Raw genomic sequence first — 3,006 nt, forward strand, 5'->3', positions numbered from 1 at the left:
GGCCGTGGCTCTGGCGGGAGCAGCCGGCGGTAGCCGACGGGAGCCGCGGCGTACGGGATGCCGGCGAACACCGCCCCACCGCCGACGCCGCGGCCGCGCACCAGGCCCGCCGTCGTCTCGACCACCGGGTCCAGCCAGGTGCCCGTCGTCGAACGTTCTCGCAGACCACCGTGCATCGTCACCGTCGGCTCGCCTCCGACCCCGGAGCAGGTACACCGTCATGCTTGGCGGCCGCGCCGGCTCCGTCCACTCCCCCCGTGCCCGTCCAACAGAGAAATTCCTTGACAAGAATATTCTGATAGACGAAAACTTAGCTCCATGGACGGGATCGCCTCAGCACTCGGAGACGCGGCGAGGTGGCGGATCGTGGAGCTCCTCGCCGAGCGTCCCCGCTCGGTCGGCGAACTGGCTGAGCTGACGGGGTTGCGGCAGCCGCAGACCACCAAGCACCTCCAGACCCTCGCCCGCGCCGGCATCGCGACGGTCTTCCCGCTCGGGCAGCGTCGCGTCTACGCGGTCGAGACGGCGCCGCTGGCAGCTCTGGCGGGTCGGCTGCGGGAGCTGGTCGAGACGTCCGAGGCGCACGCGGGCGAGCGGGACGTCATCGCGCGGTACCGCGCCGCCATCGAGGCGGAGGCCGCGGTCGCGGACCGGGAGCGCTGGGCCGACGGCCGCACGTTCTCGTTCGAGCGCGTACTGACCGCACCACCGGACGCCGTCTGGCGGCACTGGGTGGACCCGGACGCGCTCGCGTCGTGGTGGGCTCCGCCGTCGATGACGATCGCGAAGTGCGTCCTGGAGCCGAGGCCGGGCGGACGCGCCGTCCTCGACTACCGCGACGCGGAGGGACGCCGATACCGCTCCGAGGGCCGGGTCCACGCCGCCGCGGAGCGCGAACGCCTGGAGTTCGACCTGTCGGTGCTGGACGAGGCCGGGGCGGTCTCGTTCACCGGCCACTACGACCTGGCCCTGGCCGCGGCCCCGGACGGCACGCGCCTGCGGCTGGACCTGCGCATCACCGAGACGACCGTCGAGGCCGTGCCCTTCATCGCCGGAATCGAGACCGGCTGGGGACAGGTGCTCGACAAGCTCGCCGACATCGTCGGCCAGCACGCCACGAAGGAAGGGAAAGCACGATCATGAGCAACTCGACCAGCCGCAAGGTGAGCGCGAACCTGAGTCTCACCCTCGACGGGCGGTACAACGGCCCCGGCGGCCCAGGCGACCTGGGCGCGATCGTCCCGTACGCGGCGACGGAGGTCGCGCGAAACCACCTGGCCAGAATCACGGAGGGCGCGACGACGGCGCTGCTGGGCCGGCTCAACGCGGAGGGCTTCCTGGGCTTCTGGCCGACGGTCGCCGAGGACGAGAACGCGGACCCGCGCGACCGCGGCTACGCGAAGTGGTTGGTGGGCGCCGAGAAGGTGGTCCTGACGACCACCCTGACCGAGGCGCCGTGGGAGCGCACCCGCATCGTGAACGCCCCAGCCGCGGAGGTCGCGGCAAACCTGAAGTCCCAGGGCGAGGGCGACATCCTCGTCAACTGCAGCGCGAGCGTCATCAAACCACTCCTGCAAGCCGACCTCCTGGACCGCCTCTACCTGATGATCACCCCCGAGATCGCCGGCACCGGCGGACGCCTCTTCGACGACGGCCTGCCCCCGTCGAAGTGGCAGCTCACGAGCCAGGAAACGGGCGACCTGGGCGAAATCGCCCTCGTCTACGACCGCACCCGCTGACCCTCTCTCGATTCGTGATTTTCGACGAACGCGGTATCAGACCCGCGTCGCGCCGCTCTGCCATCACAGGGGAGTCGTAGAGGGGAGCGCGGCATGCGCGGGAACGAAATGGTCGACGCGGTCGTCGTCGGGTCCGGATTTGGTGGCTCGGTGTCCGCGTACCGGGTGGCGGCGGACAACAATTCCGTCGTCGTGCTCGAACGTGGCCGGCGCTATCCCCCGGGATCCTTTCCCACGTCGCCGGCGGGGCTCGCCCGGAACCTATGGGATCCCAGCGAAGGACTGCAGGGACTGTTCGACATCTGGTCGTTCCGGCACATCGAGGCCGTCGTCGCCAGTGGAGTCGGCGGCGGCTCGCTGATCTACGCCAACGTCATGCTGCGCAAGGACGAGAACTGGTTCGTCACCGACGCCGGGCCCAGTGGCGGGTACGAGTCCTGGCCGGTGAACAGGGCCGATCTCGACCCGTGCTACGACCAGGTCGAGGCGGTTCTCGGCGCGCGGGCCAACCCGTACCCGTATCCGGACAGCACTCCCAAGACGCGGGCCATGCGGCGTGCCGCCGAGCGGTTGGACCTGGACTGGGTCCGGCCACCCCTCGCGGTGTCGTTCGCCGCGCAGGGGCAGCGGCCGGGTGACCCCATCGCGGGTCCGGCCGGCGCGCCGGACCAGAACCTCCACGGCGCGATCCGCCACACCTGCAACCTGTGCGGGGGCTGCAACGTCGGCTGCAACAGCGGCAGCAAGAACACGCTCGACTACACCTACCTCAGCATGGCCGCACGCGCCGGGGCCGACATCCGCGACCGGTGCGAGGTCCGCGTCATCAAGCCGGTGCGCGGTGGTTACGAGGTCGGCTACGTGCGACACGAGCCGGAGAACGAGGGCGTGCGGACCGACACGTCCCGACTGCCGGTCCACACCATCCGGGCCAAGGTCGTCATCATGGCGGCCGGCGCGCTGGGCACGCCCTACCTGTTGCTGCGCAACGAGAAGCACCTGCCCGACCTTGGGCCCGCGCTGGGCGCCCGGTTCAGCGGCAACGGCGACCTGCTCGGGTTCGTCCGGTCCAGCCCGATGCCGCTCGAGCCTTCCAATGGTCCGGTGATCACCGGCACGATCCGGGTCCCCGACGCACTCGACGGCGGCGAGGGCCGCGGCTTCTACCTCCAGGACGGCGGCTATCCCGGGTTCGTCGACTGGCTGGTGGCCGCCACCGGAGTCACCGGCACGGCCGGCCGGCTCGTCCGGGCGGCCGCCGCGCGCG

Annotated in this window: 4 protein-coding genes; 3 read left to right on the forward strand and 1 reads right to left on the reverse strand. The window is 71.1% G+C overall.

Annotation, left to right across the window (positions count from 1 at the left end; translation table 11 throughout):
- A partial coding sequence (locus ACRDSK_RS32430) for a carboxylesterase family protein (protein WP_431445236.1) occupies nt 1–176 on the reverse strand: 176 nt, incomplete at its 3' end.
- Nucleotides 177–318: 142 nt separating this feature from the next.
- Between ACRDSK_RS32430 and ACRDSK_RS32435 the strand changes: the two genes are divergently transcribed.
- From ACRDSK_RS32435 to ACRDSK_RS32445, 3 genes are all read left to right on the forward strand, one after another.
- The gene (locus tag ACRDSK_RS32435) at nt 319–1,143 is read left to right on the forward strand and encodes a metalloregulator ArsR/SmtB family transcription factor (protein ID WP_431445232.1); all 825 of its coding nucleotides are present in this window, start codon (nt 319–321) and stop codon (nt 1,141–1,143) included.
- Nucleotides 1,140–1,739, forward strand: coding sequence for a dihydrofolate reductase family protein (locus ACRDSK_RS32440; RefSeq protein WP_431445234.1), 600 nt, complete (start codon nt 1,140–1,142; stop codon nt 1,737–1,739). The genes ACRDSK_RS32435 and ACRDSK_RS32440 overlap by 4 nt, the downstream gene beginning before the upstream one ends.
- A 93-nt stretch (nt 1,740–1,832) precedes the next feature.
- Nucleotides 1,833–3,006 (forward strand): GMC family oxidoreductase N-terminal domain-containing protein (locus ACRDSK_RS32445; RefSeq protein WP_431445235.1); only part of this gene is annotated, 1,174 nt, incomplete at its 3' end.

Source organism: Actinophytocola sp. (genome assembly GCF_050699915.1).
Taxonomy (GTDB): Bacteria; Actinomycetota; Actinomycetes; order Mycobacteriales; family Pseudonocardiaceae; genus Actinophytocola.